Consider the following 15,096-nt stretch of genomic DNA (forward strand, 5'->3'; position numbering starts at 1 on the left):
TTATCTAACCCAACTCGACTTGCGTTCGTGCAACCGAGCGCCCGCGCAGCCGCGTGGTCGGCGGCGTTAGCCGCGGCACTCGTCGTCGTCACCGTCGTGAGCGCAGGCGTCGGCCCGGTCGCCATCGACCCGCTCGTCATCGCGAAGGTGCTGCTGAACGCGCTCCGGGTTCCGACGGGTGTCCAGCTCTACGGGGCGAGCGGCTCGCTGCTCCAGCTTCCAGCCGTCGCCATCCAGTGGACGCCCGTGTTCGCCTTCCCGGTCGAGCAGGTCCACGCGACCATCGTCATGACCGTCCGGCTCCCGCGTATCGCGCTCGGCGCGGTCGTCGGCTTCGCGCTCGCCGCCGCCGGCACGGTCATGCAGGGCTTCTTCAGGAACCCGATGGCCGACCCCTCCATCATCGGCGTCTCCTCGGGGGCCGCAGTGGGTGCCGTCCTCGCTATCGTCGCGCCGGTCGCCATCCCCCTCGGGCTCGGACTCCGGGGGGCGGCGTTCGTCGGCGCCCTCCTCACCGCGTTCGCCGTCTACCTTATCGCCACCGAGGGCGGCCGGACGCCCGTCGCGACGCTGCTGCTCGCGGGCGTCGCCATCCAGACGTTTCTCGGGGCAGTCGTCTCGTTCCTCCTGCTCCACAGCGGCGACTCGATGCGGACCGTCGTCTACTGGCTGATGGGCCACCTCGACGGCGCGACGTGGGGCGAGGTGGGCCTGACCGCCCTCCTGGTCCCCCTGCTCGTCGGCACGCTGTATCTCTACGCGGAGGACCTGAACGTCCTGCTCGTCGGCGAAGAGGACGCCCGTTCGCTCGGTATCGAGGTCGAGCACACCAAGCGCGTCCTGCTCGCGGTGTCGAGCATCGTCACCGCGGCCGCGGTCGCCGTCTCCGGTGTCATCGGCTTCGTCGGGCTCGTCGTCCCCCACACCCTCCGGCTCGTCGTCGGCCCGGACCACCGCGTGCTCCTCCCCGCGAGCGCGTTCGCTGGCGCGTCGTTCCTCGTCCTCGCGGACACCATCGCCCGCTCCGGGGTGGCCGAACTTCCCGTCGGTATCGTCACCGCCGCCGTGGGCGCGCCGTTCTTCCTCTATCTCCTCCGCAAACGCGAGGTGCACCAGCTGTGATTTCGGTCGAGGGCGTCTCCGTCCACGCGGGCGGCGTCGAGATCCTGTCGGACGTCTCGCTCGACGTCGAAGAGGGGGAGTTCCTCGCGCTCGTCGGCCCGAACGGCGCCGGCAAGACGACGCTCCTGAAGGCGATGGGCGGGCTGGTCGCGCCCAGTTCGGGGCACGTGACCGTCGACGACCGCGACCTCGGCGTACTCTCGGCGAGGGAAGTGGGCCGGCTCGTCGCCCGCGTCCCGCAGGAGACGGCGTTCGGCTTCGACTTCACCGTCCGCGAGATCGTCGCGATGGGCCGGACCCCCTACCGCGCACGCCTGCGGCGCAACCCCGACCCGGACGGTGACGAGCGGGTGCAGGCGGCGCTCGACCGGACCGAGACGGCCGCTCTCGCCGAGCGGTCGGTCGAGGGGCTGTCGGGCGGGGAGAAACAGCGCGTCCTGTTGGCGCGGGCGCTGGCACAGGACGCGCCCGTCCTCCTGCTCGACGAGCCGACGGCGAACCTCGACATCAACCACCAGGTCCGGACGCTCGACCTCGTCGCCGGCCTCACCGACGAGACCGTGGTGGCGGCCATCCACGACCTCGAACTGGCGGCGCGGTACTGCGACCGCGTCGCGCTGCTCGCTGGGGGCCGACTGCGAGCCATGGGGGCTCCCGAGGAGGTGCTCACGGCCGAGCGGCTCGAGTCGGTGTTCGACACGCCGGTCGCCGTCGGCGAGAACCCCGCGACCGGGACGGCCTCGGTGACGGCGCTCTCGCGGCCGCCTCTGTCGGAGCGGTAGCGTTCGGCGAGCAAGGAGACGACAAGAGGCGGCGTGACGAGCGAGAACGCGACCAGCAGCACGAGCGTCGCCCACCGCGGCCCACCGGGCGGCCACAGCAGTGGGACGACCGCGAGCAACTGGTCGGCGAACAGCGCAGCGGTCACGACGGCGGCGACGGTCGCCCCGAGCAGTCGCGCCTCGCGTCGTTCCATACGGTCGCGAGGCACCACGGCGCCAAGAGGCCACGGGCACCGGCACGTCGCCCCGTTCGGGATGAGTTTCATGTGGCCCCCGGTCGAGACGCGAGCGTGAGCGCCGCTTCCGTCTCCGCCCGTTCCCGCCGGTTCGTCGCGGCGGGCGCCGTCCTGTTCGTCCTCTGGGGAGCCGCGAGCGCCGCGGGCGCACCACGGCGCGTCCAGGTCGTCCTCGGCCTCCAGGGCGCGATCCTGCTGACCGCGTTCGGGAAGGCCCACGCGCTCGTCCCGAGCTACTTCGACCGCGAACTGACACCGACGTGGAGCCCCGCCGTGACGTTCCCGCTCGCCGCTGGTGGCGTGCTCGCGCTCGCCGGTGGGCTGTGGGCGGACGTCACCACCCTCGAAGCCGTGGGTGCGGGGGCGTGGGCACTCGGCGCGGTGGGGGTCGCCGCCACGCTCGTCTGGACCGTTCGAGACAACCTCACGGGCGGTGACACCGGCACCAGCGAGACGAACGCCGACCGCCGGTTCCTCGACCGGACGGCGAACGCGGTGGTGCCGGTCGCGCTCGCGTATCTGCTCGCGGGGGCGTACGCCACGGCGGCTGGCCACACGCCCCTCCCGCCGCTCGTCGACGGCTACCCGCCCCGGGCGAGCCACCTGCTCGCGGCGGGTGTCGGCGTCCTGCTCGTGCTCGGCGTCGGCTTCCGGCTGTTCCCGCGCTTCCTCGCGGCCCGCCCGCCGAACGGCCTCCCACAGGTCGCGCTCCTCGCGGGAGCGGTCGGCCCCGCACTCCTCGCACTCGGGGTTCCAACGGGACCGCTGCTGGTCGCGGGGAGTATCGTCGAGACGGTCGCAGTCGTCGGGTTCGCGACGACGTTCCTGGTGCTGTTCGCCCGCTCGGAACGACGGCGCGTGGGGTTCTACGGCGTGGCCACGGGGGCAGTCGCCGGGCTCGTGGGAGTCGGCCTCGGCCTCCAGTTCGCGTTCGTCGGCCTCGACGCCGCACTGGTGACGGCCCACCTCCGGGTGAACCTCCTCGGCTTCCTCGGACTGACGGTGATGGGCGCGGCCTACCAGTTCTATCCACCCGCTGTCGGCACGTTTCCCGGTGCCAGCGACCGCACGGCACTCGCGTCCATCGCGCTCGTCGCGGGCGGACTCCTCGTCGAACTCGCGGGCGTGGCTCTCGGCCAACCCGCCGTGACCGTCGGACGCCTGCTCGCACTGGCGGGCGTCACCGGCTACGCCTACCTCGTCCTCGGGTTGTTCCGGGAACGCTACTGGTAGCGTGTCCGGACCGGGGCAGACCCCACATTACGAAACTCGCACTACCCGAAGATGATTTGGTACCCGGGGCAGACCGGAGGACATGGCGAACAAGGCAGCGCTGATCATCATCGCGGTCATCGCCGCGACGGCGATGGGGGTCGGCGCGTTCGTGGGACTGGAACTCGGTGGCGGGGCGGCGGTCGCGAGCCCGACGCCGACGCCCACGCCGGAGGGGGGAAGCGGCGCAGCGACGCCGACGGCGACGGCGACGGCGAGCGCGACGGCAACTCCGCCGACGCCGACGGTCTCGCCGACCGAGTTCAATCGGACGAAAATCGAGCTGGCGATACAATCGCGGGTGAACGCCGAGCGCGAGCAGCGGGGCCACCAGTCGCTCCGCCGGTTCGGCGTCGCCGTCGACATGGCGCGGTTCCACAGCGAGAACATGGCCGAACAGGGGTTCGTCTCGCACTCCGCCAGCGGGCTGACGACCATCGACCGCTACAAGCGGTTCGAAATCCACGACCGCTGCCGGACTGAAGACAGCTCGGGAACCGGTATTCGCGAGGGTGACGAGCTCGAGACGCTCGCGAAGGTGACCGCCGGACGGCCGGTACAGGTTGACGGCGAGCGCCAGTACTACCGCAACGAGACCGCCGTCGGGAACGCCGTCGTCGACCGCTGGCTCTCCGAGGACGCTGCCCGGAAGAAGCTGTTCCTCGGACCCGCAGACGAAGCTGGAATCGGCGTCGTCGTCACGGACGACGGCGGGGTGTACGCCACGCTGGACCTCTGTTGAACCGCCGCGACAGCCACCACGGGCCGTGGTAACACACCCCATATAATTAAATATCGGCAGTGCCAATAGTTGCGCGGTGACCATCGAGTAATGAGTGTTGACCGTCTGCGACCGGCTGACCGCCGAATCCTCGAACATCTCCGTGACAATCCCCCGAACTACATCGCGCTCATCGCGAACCGGCTGGGGATGCCGACGGGCTACGTCGACCGTCGGCGGGCGGTGCTCGTCGAACAGGGGTTCATCGAACCGGTGACCGCGGAGGCGATCTACCGGCTGACCGAGGCGGGCGAAGCCTACCTCGAACGCAGCCAGCCCGCCGTAGGGTCGCCGGACTCAGAGACGGTGGTGGACGCCGACGACTGAACTGGAGAACGCTCCGGAGTTCGAGATATGCGCACCGCTGATACGTTCTTCCTGCTCGGGCGGCTCGTCATCTTCCTCATGAGACTCGTCGGGACGCGCTGAGCGTCGCTGGCCTCTAGTTCTGTCGCGTCGACCTCGCCTCCCGTACCTCCGCGCCGTCGCGGAGTTTGTCCTCACAGTTCGGACAGACACGCACCCCGTCGTAGCCGTCGGGGGCGAACACCCGAACGTAGTTGTCCGTCACGAACGACTCGCAGTTGTTGCACCGCGGCATACACCCACAGGCACGGTGCGCCCTATTGTACCTTTCCCTACTTGTCTGAAAATTATACTATTTTTCGGGGTGGGCGACGCCGGTGCGTTCTCGGCTTACATCTCGAAGCTGGTATCACAGACGGTACACGTCATCCGGAACCGCCCCTCGTCGGTCAGCGCCATCGCGTGCCCCGTCTCCTCACCGCACTCGCGGCAGTGGATGATGGATTCGAGGTCGTCCCAGTCGTGCTGGGACTTCGGCGCGCCGAGCGCCCAGCCGACGAGTTCCCCCTCGCCGGTGTTGTCGCCCTGCTGGAACTCGCCGGGCTCGAACCGGATGAGTTCGCCCGCGCCGACCTCGACCTCCTCCCGCTCGCGACCGATCTCGAACGTCGCCGTCCCCTCCTCGACGTAGAACACCTCCTCCTGGTCGTGGTGGGTGTGGAGCCCGCCGGAGAACGACTCGCCGGGCTGGAGCCGGAAGAAGTTCATCGCGAACTCCTCGGTCCCGAGCGCCGACGAGACCGGGCGGCGCTCGCTGTGGACGCCGAGGGGACTGTTCTGGACGGGCACGTCGTCGATGTCGACCTTCTCCATGGCTGTCGGGTCGGTTGCGTCACCGATAAATCCCCGGTGAGATGTCGACCGTTGGAAAATACCTCCCACACCACAACCCACATCGCCCCCGGACTTAATCAAACAATAATGCGGTATTTCGACATCCGGCTGACGACCGACAGCGGCGGGCTCCACCCCGTCGACCGGTCGCTCGCGGCAGTCACCGGCGTCGCTCGCGAGGCGTTGCTCCATATCGACGCGTTCGGCGACGGCACCGGCATCTTCCTCTATCGCCTCTCCGGTGACCGCGAGGCTGCCCGCGAGTTCTCGACGACCACTGACGGGGTGCTCGGGTACGACCTCATCAACGTCGACGGCGCCGGTTTCCACCTCTACCTCCACGTTCGGCCGGGCGAGCCTGCGGGGTCGCTGATGGCGCTCTGCCACGAGTTCGCCCTCATCGTGAACACACCCATCGAGTTCACCGACTACGGCGACATCCTCGTGACCATCGTCGGTCGCCACGAGATGCTCCGCGACGCCCTCCACGCGGCCCCGGAGGCCATCAACGTCAACATCGAACAGGTCGGCCAGTACCACCCCGAACAGCGTGACTTCCTCTCGCTGTTGACCGACCGGCAACGGGAGGTGTTCGAACACGCCGTCCAGTCGGGCTACTACGAGATCCCCCGCGGTGTCAACCAGGAGCAGTTGGCGAACGCGCTCGGCTGTGCGCCCTCGACAGTCGACGAGCACCTCCGGAAAGCCGAGTCGAAGATGCTCTCGGCGCTCGTCAGTACGCCACGGAGCGACTAACGGCGACGACCTAGCACCGCGAACGCGACAGCCACGAGTGTCAGCAGGGCGCCGAACCCAGGACCAGTCGCGAGCGTGAGCGTCGTCGGCGTCCCCGGCACCGTCGCCGCCTGGTCGGCCTCCGAGGTCACGGTCGACTCGGCCGAGCCGACGGGGGGTGCCCCAGTCGTCGCAGTCGTGGACGCTGTGGGTCCGGCGTCACGGTCCGGCGCAGCCGTCGCCGTCTCCGTCTCGCGGGTCGGTTCGGGGGTCGCTACCGGCGTTGGCGTCGCCGTGGCGGTCACCGTGGCCGTGGTCGTACGCCGGGGCGTGGCCGTCGCGGTCGGCGTGGAGCTGGCATCTCCGCCACCCGAGTGCGGCGGCGGCCCGAGCGTCTGTTCTGCCTCCTCGCGGCTCGAACAGTCACAGATGTAGAAGTAGTTCGAGTAGAGCGTCACCTCCTGGAACTCGCCGGCGTAGTTCGTCCCGTTCACGTAGCCGGTGAACTGGTACCAGCCCGGCTCGCTCGGGGCGACGACGCAGTTGGCGAGCTTCGCGACCGTCTCGTCCGAGCGATTGAGATACGTGGGCGAGCCCCCGAGGTCACCCTCGTCGTAGATCTCGACCGAGATGATCCGTCCCGACACCGAGTACTTCTTCATGTGGCTCAACAGCGCCGTGTTCGTCTTCGTCCCCGGCTCGTCGTTGCCGCGGTCGATGCCGAACGCCCGTGCATCGTTCGGCGTGCAGTCCTGGAACATCGTCTCCTGGGTCGTGATCTTGTAGAAGTCGATGGTCTCCAGCCCCCGACTGTCACCCCACGGTCCCTCCCCCTTCGACTGCATGAGGTAGGCCGTGTTCGCGCCCGGGCTGTGGTCGTCCGGGCTGATGGTGAAGTTCGCACCGTCGCTCGGCGGGCGGTTCTCGGTGGTCGGCTCCGGTGGGTTCCCCGGCGCGACGACGGCCCCTGTCGCAGCCCCCACTCCCGAAACCAGCACCAACAACACGACCGCCACGAGCGACGGTCGTGGATAGCTCGATGACATGTACTACCCCGAAAACAACAGTACACTCCTGTAAGGTTTGGGCCGGCAATGAACGCCGGACTATCACACCACTGCGTACACACCACCGCTCACCGAGTTCACCGTCGCGCGCCCGCCGCGAGGATACCCGCGCTGACGACGAGACACGCGACCAGTCCGGCGAACGCCGCGGGATAGCCGACCGTCGTCGAGACGACACCCATGTACACCGGCCCGAGCGCGCCGACGCCGAGGAACAGCGCACGCGCCGCCCCGAGGTCACCGCCCACGTTCGCGTCCGGCGCGGCGTCGAGGAGGATGGCGTCGACCACCGGGAACTGCGTCTTGTAGCCGAGCGCGAACAGCGCGATAGCGGCAGCCAGCGCCAGGACAGACTCCGCCAGCACGACGGCGACCAGCGCCACGACAGCGACGACGAACCCCGCGACCGCGACGTACCGACGCGGGAACCGGTCGGAGAGCGTGCCCGCGGTCGGCTTGGCGGTCACGCCGACGACGAACACCACCGCGAACAGGAGTTCGGGGAGCGGGGACGCCAGCCCCTTCGCCTCCACGAGATACGTCGGGAGGAAGTTGATCCACGCACCCACCATGAAGTAGAACAGCGCGTACGCCACGAGCGTCTCGCGCTGCTCGCGGGTGGTCGCGAGGCGCCGGACCGTCGAGACGAACGCGATGTCCGCACCCCCGACGCTGAGGCTGTCCCGGGTCCACACCGCGTAGAGGACGCCGGTGAGTCCGAGCGCGATGGCGACGGGGACGAACGGCGTCCGCCAGTCGGCCGTCTCGAACACCGCCGCGACCGGCATGTACGGGACGAGGACGGCGCCACCGCCGACCACGAGGAACGCGATGCCCGCGGCGGCGATACCCCCCACGTCCGTCCCGGCGGTGTAGATGCCAAGCGCGCGGCCACGGCGCTCGACGAACAGATCCGAGAGCAGCGCCCGGGAGGGGATGGCGAACAGTCCCTTTCCTACCCCAAGGAACAGCGCGGCGACGAGGAACACGGCGTACGTCGACGCGTTTCCGAGTGCGAGGAACCCCACGACGAGGACCGCGAACCCCGGGAGCAGGAGCGCGGCCCGTGTGAGTTCGTCCGAGAGCCGCCCGCTCGGGTACTGGGTGAGGGCGTAGACGCCCTGGAACGCCCCGAGAGCGATTCCGGCCGTGGCCTTGGTGATGTCGAGCGACGCGATGATGTCGGGGAGCAGCGGCGAGAGGAGGAACCGACCGGTCTGGAGCACGGCCCACGCGACGGCGAGGCTCAGGAGCATCCGCCGCCCGTAGCCGTCGCCGGTCGCTGTCACTGTGTAGGCGGAATGAAGGGCGACACTTGAGCGGCGCGTTTCGACGGCGCCGCGACGCTCTAGGGCGACGACCTGTCCAGGGCGTTCACCTGAGAGGAGATATAGCTCCAGGACCTACAGCTGCTGTGTCATGAAGGTCGGCATCATCGGGACGGGTAACGTTGGGACGGCACTGGCCACGGGACTATCAGCTGCGGGACACGACGTGGTCGTCGGGTCGCGTGAGCCGGCGACGACCACGGTCGAGGGCGTCGCTGTAGCCACACAGCGGACGGCCGCCGAGCACGGCGACGCCGTGGTGCTCGCCCTCCCAGCCGGCGTTATTTCCGACGTAGCGGCAGCCCTCGAGGCCGTACTCGACGGCAAGCCCGTGCTCGATGCTGCCAACGAGTACCCGGTGGCAGGTGGCGCCGAATCGCTCGCCGAGCGCGTCGCCGCTGCCGTGCCGGGAGCCCACGTCGTGAAGGCGTTCAACACCATCGGGGCGAACCGCATGACGGCGCCCGTCGTCAACGGAGCTCCGGCGACCATGTTCCTCGCGGGCGACGACGTTGACGCCGTCGCCACGGCAGCTAGCCTCGCGAGCGACCTCGGCTTCGAGCCGGTCGAAACCGGCGACCTCTCGGCCGCCACCCACCTCGAGCATCTCGCGCGGTTCTGGATCTACCTCAGCCAGACGTACGGACGCGACACCGCGTTCCGATATCTCCGGGAACAAGCACGGTCGTAGGTCGAAACGAGCGTCGGGACAGCGATCCGCGGCAGAGCGGTGCTTATTCGACTCGGTGACCTCACTGGTGTATGGAACCCGTTCCGTCGGAGTACCAGGACCTGTTCGAGAAGCCGTCGATCGCGTACGTCGCCACGTTGCTGCCCGACGGCACGCCCCACGTGACGCCGACCTGGATCGACTTCGACGGCGAAAACCTGCTGGTCAACACGATTCGCGACAACCGCAAGGACCGCAACGTCCGCGACGACCCACGGATCACCGTTGCGGTCGCAGACCCCGAGAACCCCTACCGGTACCTCTCGGTCCGCGGTGAAGTGGTCGAGCGCCGCGAGGAGAACGCCCGCGAGCACCTCGACGCGATCGCCGAACGGTACACGGGACAGCCGACGTATCCCGGCCCCAGTGGCGAGCGCGTGGTGCTCGTCATCCGTCCGGATGCCGTCAGCGGGCAGTCGCCACCGCGACGGAGCGAGTAGCCGGGAGACAGCACTGCGGGAGTTCGCCGCATCCGAGCGAACGCTACCGAGAAACGATCCGGACCGAAGTACGAAATTCGGGGAACAGGATTGTGAACGACGTCCGGACTCGCTTCCTCGTCCGGCCTCGTTCGAATCCCCCCACAGAGTCCTCTTTCGGTCCCACTGCGTTCGGGGAGAAAGAGCCGGTGGAGGGATTTGAACCCTCGGCCTATTCCTTACGAAGGAATCGCTCTGCCAGCTGAGCTACACCGGCCTGCTGTCGCCACTTCTTCGTCCGGCGATGAGAGAAATAAGGGTTCCGGATTCAGGTTCGGATCGCCGGCTCGGCGTCGTCGTCACCCCGCCGGCGCAGTCGAACGACGCCGATGAGGACGATGACTGCCAGCAGGCCGACGAGGCCGAGCATCGACGGCAGCCCGAGGCCACCTTGCTGGTCCTCGTCCTCGCCACCCATCTGCGCGGGCTCGGTGGCCGTGGGCGTGGCCGGGTCCGCCACCGTCTCGGTCGGGGTGGGGCTGTCGGTTGCCGTCGGCGAGGCCGTGGCCGTCGCGGTCGGCGTGGGGCTTGGCGTCGACGACTCGGTGGGCTGCGCGACGGCCGCGAACACCGAGAAGCCGGGCGTGCGGGCCTCGTAGACGACGCGGTCGTCAGTCTCCCTGACGACCGTCGTGTCGAGGAGCTCCCAGCCGTCGTTGTACCGGGCCAGCTGGACGCGCTCGGCGGCGACGCCCGCCTGCTCCAGCCGGTCGGCCGAGACGCTGAACCGGATAGTCGCCCCGGTGTCCTCGGCCGCGGCTGGGACGGTGATGCGCGTCGCACCCAGCAGTTCACCGGGCTGGTCGGCCATCTCCGCGGGCAGTTCGTCGAGGTCCATCGCGGAGACGTCACCCGAGACGGGCTGATCGAAGATGATGGAGTGGACGCTGCCGTTGGTGAACAGCACCGTGTCCGTACTCGTCGGCGTCGGCGTCGAGGCCGTGGAGCCGCCGCCGGACCCGCCAGACGTCCCACCCGAGGTGCCACCAGAGGTGCCGCCGGTCGACCCGCTCGGCGACCCACTCGTCGAGCCACCGGAGGACGAGGTGCTGTCATCTTCGGGCGTCGAGGTCGGCGTTTCGTCGCTGTCTGGGGTCGGCGTTGGCGTCGGAGTCGCCGTACCATCGTCGTCCGGCGTAGGCGTGGGCGTCGCCGTTCCCTCGTCATCCGGCGTCGGCGTGGGCGTCGGCGTCGCAGTCTCGTTCGTTCCGTCGCTCTCGTTCGTCTCGGTGCCCGAGTCGTCGGGTTCGACGACCTCGAGTTCGTGCGTCGCGGTGTCGGAGTCGCCGAGCGAGTCCGTGACGGTCAGCGTGACGGTGTACGTCCCGTTCGACTCGTACGCGTGCGTGACCGACTCGCCGGTCGCGTTCGTGCCGTCGCCGAACGACCACTCGACGGACTCGATGTCGTCGGCACCGTCCGTCGAGACGCTCTCGAAGGCGACGGACTCGGAGACGTTGACCGTCCCGTTCGTCGCGTTCGTGCTGATGGCCGCCTCGGGCGGCGAGGCCCACGGGCGGTACGTGACGTTGTCGGTGACCGCGTCACCGGTGCCGTCGGGGTTCTCGTCGGCCGCATCCGTGTCCGGGCTGGCCGCGTCGAACGGGCCGGAGGCGTTGCCCCAGTCGTTGTACGTCGCGTCGAGCAGACCGCGCCCGTCGTTGGCGACGCCGAAGTCGGCGTTGCCGGTGATCGTCGAGTTCGTGATCGAGACGTCGTTCGCGTCACCCTCGACGAGTCGGAGGCCGACATCGTTGTCGACGACCGCACTCTCGGTGACCGTGACCGGGCCGACGGTCCCGACACCGCGGGTGTCGACCGCGATACCGGTCGAGGTGCCGTCGACCCGCGCGTCCGTGGCGGCGACGTTCCGAACAACAGGGGTCGCGGTCGAAGCGTCACCGCGCGTGATGAGCGCCAGCCCCGTGCTGTCGCCGCTGGGTGCGAGCGTCGCGTTCCGAACCGCGACGCCGTCGACGACCGCCTGGCCGCTACCGTTGGCGGTCACTGCTTCGACCGTGACAGCCGTGGAGTACGGCCCGCGGAGCGTGGCGTCGGCGACGCTGACGTTCTCGACGGTCGCCGCACCCGTCGTCGGCGCCGCGGCGAACCGGATGCCGGGGTCGGCGACGCGCGTGGGCGACCCAAGCGAGAGGTCGCGGACTGCGACGTCCGCGACGCGGCTGTCACCGGAACCAGCCTCGAAGGCCAGGCCGGGACCCTTGCGCGTGGTGACGTCCCGAACGAGTACGCCTGAAACGCTGCCACCCGACTCGGCAGCCGCGTCGACGTTGGGGAGCGACGAGTCCGACCGGAGCGTGCTCTGTGCGACCGTGACACCGGTGATGGTGCCACCACTGGTGGCGTTGAGCATCAGCGGGTTCGCGAGCGCGTCGAGGTCGCTGTCGACGAGTGCTATCCCCGAGGTCTGGCCCCCAGCAGGGCGGATCTGCACGTCGTTGAGGTTCCGGCTCGTCGTCAGGTTCCGCAGTTCGACGTCGTCGACTGCGCCGACGCGAACGGCCGCGGTGAGATACTGCTCGATGCCGAAGCCGTCGACGGTGACGTTGTCGGCCTCGATGGAGAGCGCGACCGACTCGGTGTAGCTGCTGTTGAGCGTCGAGCCCTCACCGCGGAGCGTGACGGGCTTCGAGAGCGTGACCGACTCGTCGTAGGTGCCCGCGGCGACGACGACCGTGCCGCCCGACGCGACGGCGGAGACGGCGCTCTCGATGGTCGCACAGTCGCCCGGGACGTGGACCGTGTCGGCACCGATGGCCGAGCGGTCACAGAGCTCGCGGACAGCGAAGACCCCGTCGGCCGTACCGATGTAGCCGACGCCCGCAGACGGCGTGAGGGCGCTCTCGGAGGCGGCAGCCGGCGTCGAGAGCTCGTCGACGGTAGTGAGGTCGGGATCGAGCGTCCGGACCGTACTCTCGGTCGGGACGTAGAGGGTGCCGTCGACCATCGACAGCGAGGCCGTGACGCCCTCGTCGACGGTCGTGGTCGCCTGCGTCGCGAGCGAGGTGTCGAGGCGCGCGACCGTCCCACCCGTCGTCGCGACGTACACGCCCGCGTCGGCAACGACCGGGGAGCCACGCATCTCCCCGCCGAACGGCGCAGACGAACGCACCTGCGAGAGATCGCTGGTCGAAACCGCATACACGGTCGAGTCGGTCGCCGCGACGTACACCGTGCCGTTCGCAACGGTCGGCGGGGCGAGCACCGTGGCGTCGGTGAGGCTCGTCTCGGCGACAATCGAGCCGTCAGAGCGGTTCACTTTGTAGAGCGTGCCGGCCGTGGTCGCGGCGTAGACGAACGAGTCGGTGACGGCCGGGGCGGCAGCGACCTCGGCGTCGAGTCCGGTGGCAGTCCATCGCTGGGTGCCGTTCGCGTCGACGGCGGTGAGCGGCCCGGTCTGGCCCGTCAGGGTCCCCGTCGTGCCGGTGGGGGCGCTCCCGACGTAGACGACGCCATCGACCGCGACGGGCGACGCACGAGAGCTGGCGCCGACCGGCGCGTTCCACAGGGTCGAGCCGTCGGCGGCGTCGAGCGCGAAGACGTAGCCGCCGTCGCTCCCGGTGCCGGTGACGTAGATGGTTCCAGCGTCGACGCTGGGCGAGCCCGCAACGGTGGGCGTCCCGGAGAGGGCGCCCGCGGAGACGTTCGTCGACCAGCGCACGGAGCCGTCACGGGAGAGCGCGACGACCGTGCCGTTCTCGGAGACGGCGTAGACGGTGTCGTTGGCGACGACGGGCGAGCCCGACACGTTCGCCGGGCCGGCGATCCACTGCGAGCCGAACGTGACCCGGGGGCCGGTCGTGTCGGGGTTGACGCCGACGTGTGCCGGGTCCGCACCCACGGTTGGCCAGTCGTGGCGACTCGCCGAGGAGTCGACGACCTCGGAGCCGCTTCCCGAATCGCTGCTCGAACTCGTGGTCGTCGAACTGCTCGTGGTGTCGATGCCGTCGGTCGTGTCGCCGAGGTCGGTGTCGGACCCCGACGACGTCGAGTCGTCCACGGTGTCGGTCGTCTCCTCGACTGTCTCCGTGGTCTCGGTCGTCGTCTCCTCGGTCGTCTCGGAGACGGTGTCCGTTCCGTCGTCGACGATGCTGCCATCGCCGGTCAGCGTGTCGCCAGCGTCGCCGGTGAGCCCGCCGTCGCCCCCCGCGAGCACCGGGGTGGCGACCGCGGACAGCACCAGCAGGACCGCGATGGCGACCGTCGAGAGTTGTTTGGCTGCCGTCATCGGTGGTTACTCTCACAACCCTCAGCTCCTCTTAAACGGTTTGTGACAAATCCGTAGGAACGTCTCGTTCGAGTCGGCCGAAAACCCGGATACGGGACGTTACTCGCGCCGAATCCGGACGTCTAGACAGACGTTGAGCTCGTGGGGCGCGTACGACCGCACCTCGCGGCGCGTCTCGACCGAGACGGTGTACCCCTCGGGCTCGGCGGCCGCCCGAATCGCCCGCTCGCCGGGGCCGAACGGGTCGTCCTCGTGCTGGATGTCGTAGTAGTGGATGACGCAGTCGTGGCCCGCCAGCGCGACGGCGGCGTCGAGGAACTCGTTTGCGGAGTGCGGGAGGTTCATCACGAGCCGGTCGGCCCACCCCGCGTACTCGTCGGTCGTCGCCGTAACGTCGCCCTCGATGGCGGTCACGCGGTCCGCGACGCCGTTGCGCTCGGCGTTCTGTCGGAGGTACTCGATGGCGGCGGGGTTGAGGTCACAGCCCACACAGGTCGCCCCACGTTTCGCCGCCGGCACGACGAACGGGCCGACCCCGGCGAACATGTCGAAGAAGTGTTCGCCCGACTGGACCTGCTCGACGACCCGGTGGCGCTCGGTCGCCAGCCGCGGTGAGAAGTAGACCGTCGAGATGTCGAGCAGGAACTCGACGCCGTACTCGCGGTGGACGGTCTCGGTGCCGGCCCCCGCGAGCACCTCCCAGTCCCGAACGCGAAGGTCGCCTTTCACCTTCGACGCGCGGTTGACGACGGTGTCGACGGGGAGGTCACAGTCGATGAGGGCGTTGGCGATGTCGGCGGCGCGCTCGGCGTCGTCTTCGTCGAGGATGTAGATGCGGCCCAGTCGCTCGTAGGAGGGTTCGTAGCCGAGGATGTCCGCAGGCATCGTCTGGCCCTCGCGGCGTGGGGCGTCGAACGCCACCACCTCGAACTCGTCGGGGACCGCCTCGGCGTCCGTCACCGGGATGTAGAGGTCGCCGTCCGAGACGGTGATGTCGTGGCCGTCGTCCACGAGGTCCGCGTCGGCGAGCGCCTGTCGGGTGGCTTCCCCCGCCTGTGGCGACACGCGGACGCACGGTACGCTCATTGTCTGCTGTGGGCGGGTGGGCGCGGTAA

General features: G+C 69.4%; 13 protein-coding genes, 1 tRNA gene and 1 pseudogene. 8 read left to right on the forward strand and 7 right to left on the reverse strand.

Annotated elements, in window-relative coordinates; all coding sequences use genetic code 11:
* The first annotated feature begins 27 nt into the window (after nucleotides 1-27).
* The 5 genes from btuC to NL126_RS19580 all read left to right on the forward strand — a co-directional run bounded on the left by btuC (nucleotide 28) and on the right by NL126_RS19580 (nucleotide 4,520).
* On the forward strand, nucleotides 28-1,122 hold the full coding sequence (gene btuC / locus NL126_RS19560; protein ID WP_350355468.1) for a vitamin B12 ABC transporter permease BtuC: 1,095 nt from the start codon (nucleotides 28-30) through the stop codon (nucleotides 1,120-1,122).
* The gene (locus tag NL126_RS19565) at nucleotides 1,119-1,904 is read left to right on the forward strand and encodes an ABC transporter ATP-binding protein (RefSeq protein WP_255196566.1); all 786 of its coding nucleotides are present in this window, start codon (nucleotides 1,119-1,121) and stop codon (nucleotides 1,902-1,904) included. The genes btuC and NL126_RS19565 overlap by 4 nt, the downstream gene beginning before the upstream one ends.
* Before the next feature lie 290 nt (nucleotides 1,905-2,194).
* Nucleotides 2,195-3,373: a hypothetical protein gene (locus tag NL126_RS19570; protein ID WP_255196567.1), complete on the forward strand. Its 1,179-nt coding sequence runs from the start codon at nucleotides 2,195-2,197 to the stop codon at nucleotides 3,371-3,373.
* A gap of 82 nt (nucleotides 3,374-3,455) precedes the next feature.
* The gene (locus NL126_RS19575) at nucleotides 3,456-4,154 is read left to right on the forward strand and encodes a CAP domain-containing protein (protein WP_255196568.1); all 699 of its coding nucleotides are present in this window, start codon (nucleotides 3,456-3,458) and stop codon (nucleotides 4,152-4,154) included.
* A gap of 90 nt (nucleotides 4,155-4,244) precedes the next feature.
* Nucleotides 4,245-4,520 carry a winged helix-turn-helix transcriptional regulator gene (locus NL126_RS19580; protein ID WP_255196569.1) on the forward strand — a complete coding sequence of 92 codons (276 nt, stop codon included), beginning with the start codon at nucleotides 4,245-4,247 and terminating at the stop codon, nucleotides 4,518-4,520.
* Nucleotides 4,521-4,635: 115 nt separating this feature from the next.
* On the opposite strand, the gene NL126_RS19585 is transcribed toward NL126_RS19580, so the two are convergent.
* Together NL126_RS19585 and NL126_RS19590 are read right to left on the reverse strand one after the other, a co-directional pair.
* A complete protein-coding gene (locus NL126_RS19585) occupies nucleotides 4,636-4,794 on the reverse strand; it encodes a DUF7563 family protein (RefSeq protein WP_255196570.1) in 159 nt (52 codons plus the stop codon).
* Between the two features lie 95 nt (nucleotides 4,795-4,889).
* Nucleotides 4,890-5,372, reverse strand: coding sequence for a cupin domain-containing protein (locus NL126_RS19590; protein ID WP_255196571.1), 483 nt, complete (start codon nucleotides 5,370-5,372; stop codon nucleotides 4,890-4,892).
* 108 nt (nucleotides 5,373-5,480) lie between these two features.
* On the opposite strand from NL126_RS19590, the gene NL126_RS19595 reads away from it, so the two are divergent.
* Nucleotides 5,481-6,149, forward strand: a complete 669-nt coding sequence (locus tag NL126_RS19595) for a helix-turn-helix domain-containing protein (RefSeq protein ID WP_255196572.1) — start codon at nucleotides 5,481-5,483, stop codon at nucleotides 6,147-6,149.
* Here NL126_RS19595 and NL126_RS19600 read toward each other — a convergent pair.
* Together NL126_RS19600 and NL126_RS19605 are read right to left on the reverse strand one after the other, a co-directional pair.
* Nucleotides 6,146-7,174, reverse strand: a complete 1,029-nt coding sequence (locus NL126_RS19600) for a hypothetical protein (RefSeq protein ID WP_255196573.1) — start codon at nucleotides 7,172-7,174, stop codon at nucleotides 6,146-6,148. The genes NL126_RS19595 and NL126_RS19600 overlap by 4 nt on opposite strands.
* A gap of 98 nt (nucleotides 7,175-7,272) precedes the next feature.
* On the reverse strand, nucleotides 7,273-8,451 hold the full coding sequence (locus NL126_RS19605; protein WP_350355511.1) for an MFS transporter: 1,179 nt from the start codon (nucleotides 8,449-8,451) through the stop codon (nucleotides 7,273-7,275).
* 124 nt (nucleotides 8,452-8,575) lie between these two features.
* Between NL126_RS19605 and NL126_RS19610 the strand changes: the two are divergent.
* A pseudogene (locus NL126_RS19610) lies at nucleotides 8,576-9,214 on the forward strand (NADPH-dependent F420 reductase); the annotation flags it as partial.
* Between the two features lie 71 nt (nucleotides 9,215-9,285).
* Nucleotides 9,286-9,693 (forward strand): PPOX class F420-dependent oxidoreductase, encoded by a 408-nt coding sequence (locus NL126_RS19615; protein WP_255196575.1) that lies wholly within the window; start codon nucleotides 9,286-9,288, stop codon nucleotides 9,691-9,693.
* Between the two features lie 183 nt (nucleotides 9,694-9,876).
* On the opposite strand, the gene NL126_RS19620 is transcribed toward NL126_RS19615, so the two are convergent.
* The 3 genes from NL126_RS19620 to NL126_RS19630 form a co-directional block, all read right to left on the reverse strand.
* Nucleotides 9,877-9,949: transfer RNA gene (locus tag NL126_RS19620), tRNA-Thr, on the reverse strand.
* Between the two features lie 51 nt (nucleotides 9,950-10,000).
* The gene (locus NL126_RS19625; protein ID WP_255196576.1) at nucleotides 10,001-13,981 is read right to left on the reverse strand and encodes an outer membrane protein assembly factor BamB family protein; all 3,981 of its coding nucleotides are present in this window, start codon (nucleotides 13,979-13,981) and stop codon (nucleotides 10,001-10,003) included.
* 99 nt (nucleotides 13,982-14,080) lie between these two features.
* On the reverse strand, nucleotides 14,081-15,067 hold the full coding sequence (locus NL126_RS19630; protein ID WP_255196577.1) for a class I SAM-dependent methyltransferase: 987 nt from the start codon (nucleotides 15,065-15,067) through the stop codon (nucleotides 14,081-14,083).
* Between the last annotated feature and the right edge of the window lie 29 nt (nucleotides 15,068-15,096).

This window comes from Halorarius litoreus (assembly GCF_024362405.1).
In the GTDB taxonomy this organism is placed as follows: Archaea; Halobacteriota; Halobacteria; order Halobacteriales; family Haloarculaceae; genus Halorarius; species Halorarius litoreus.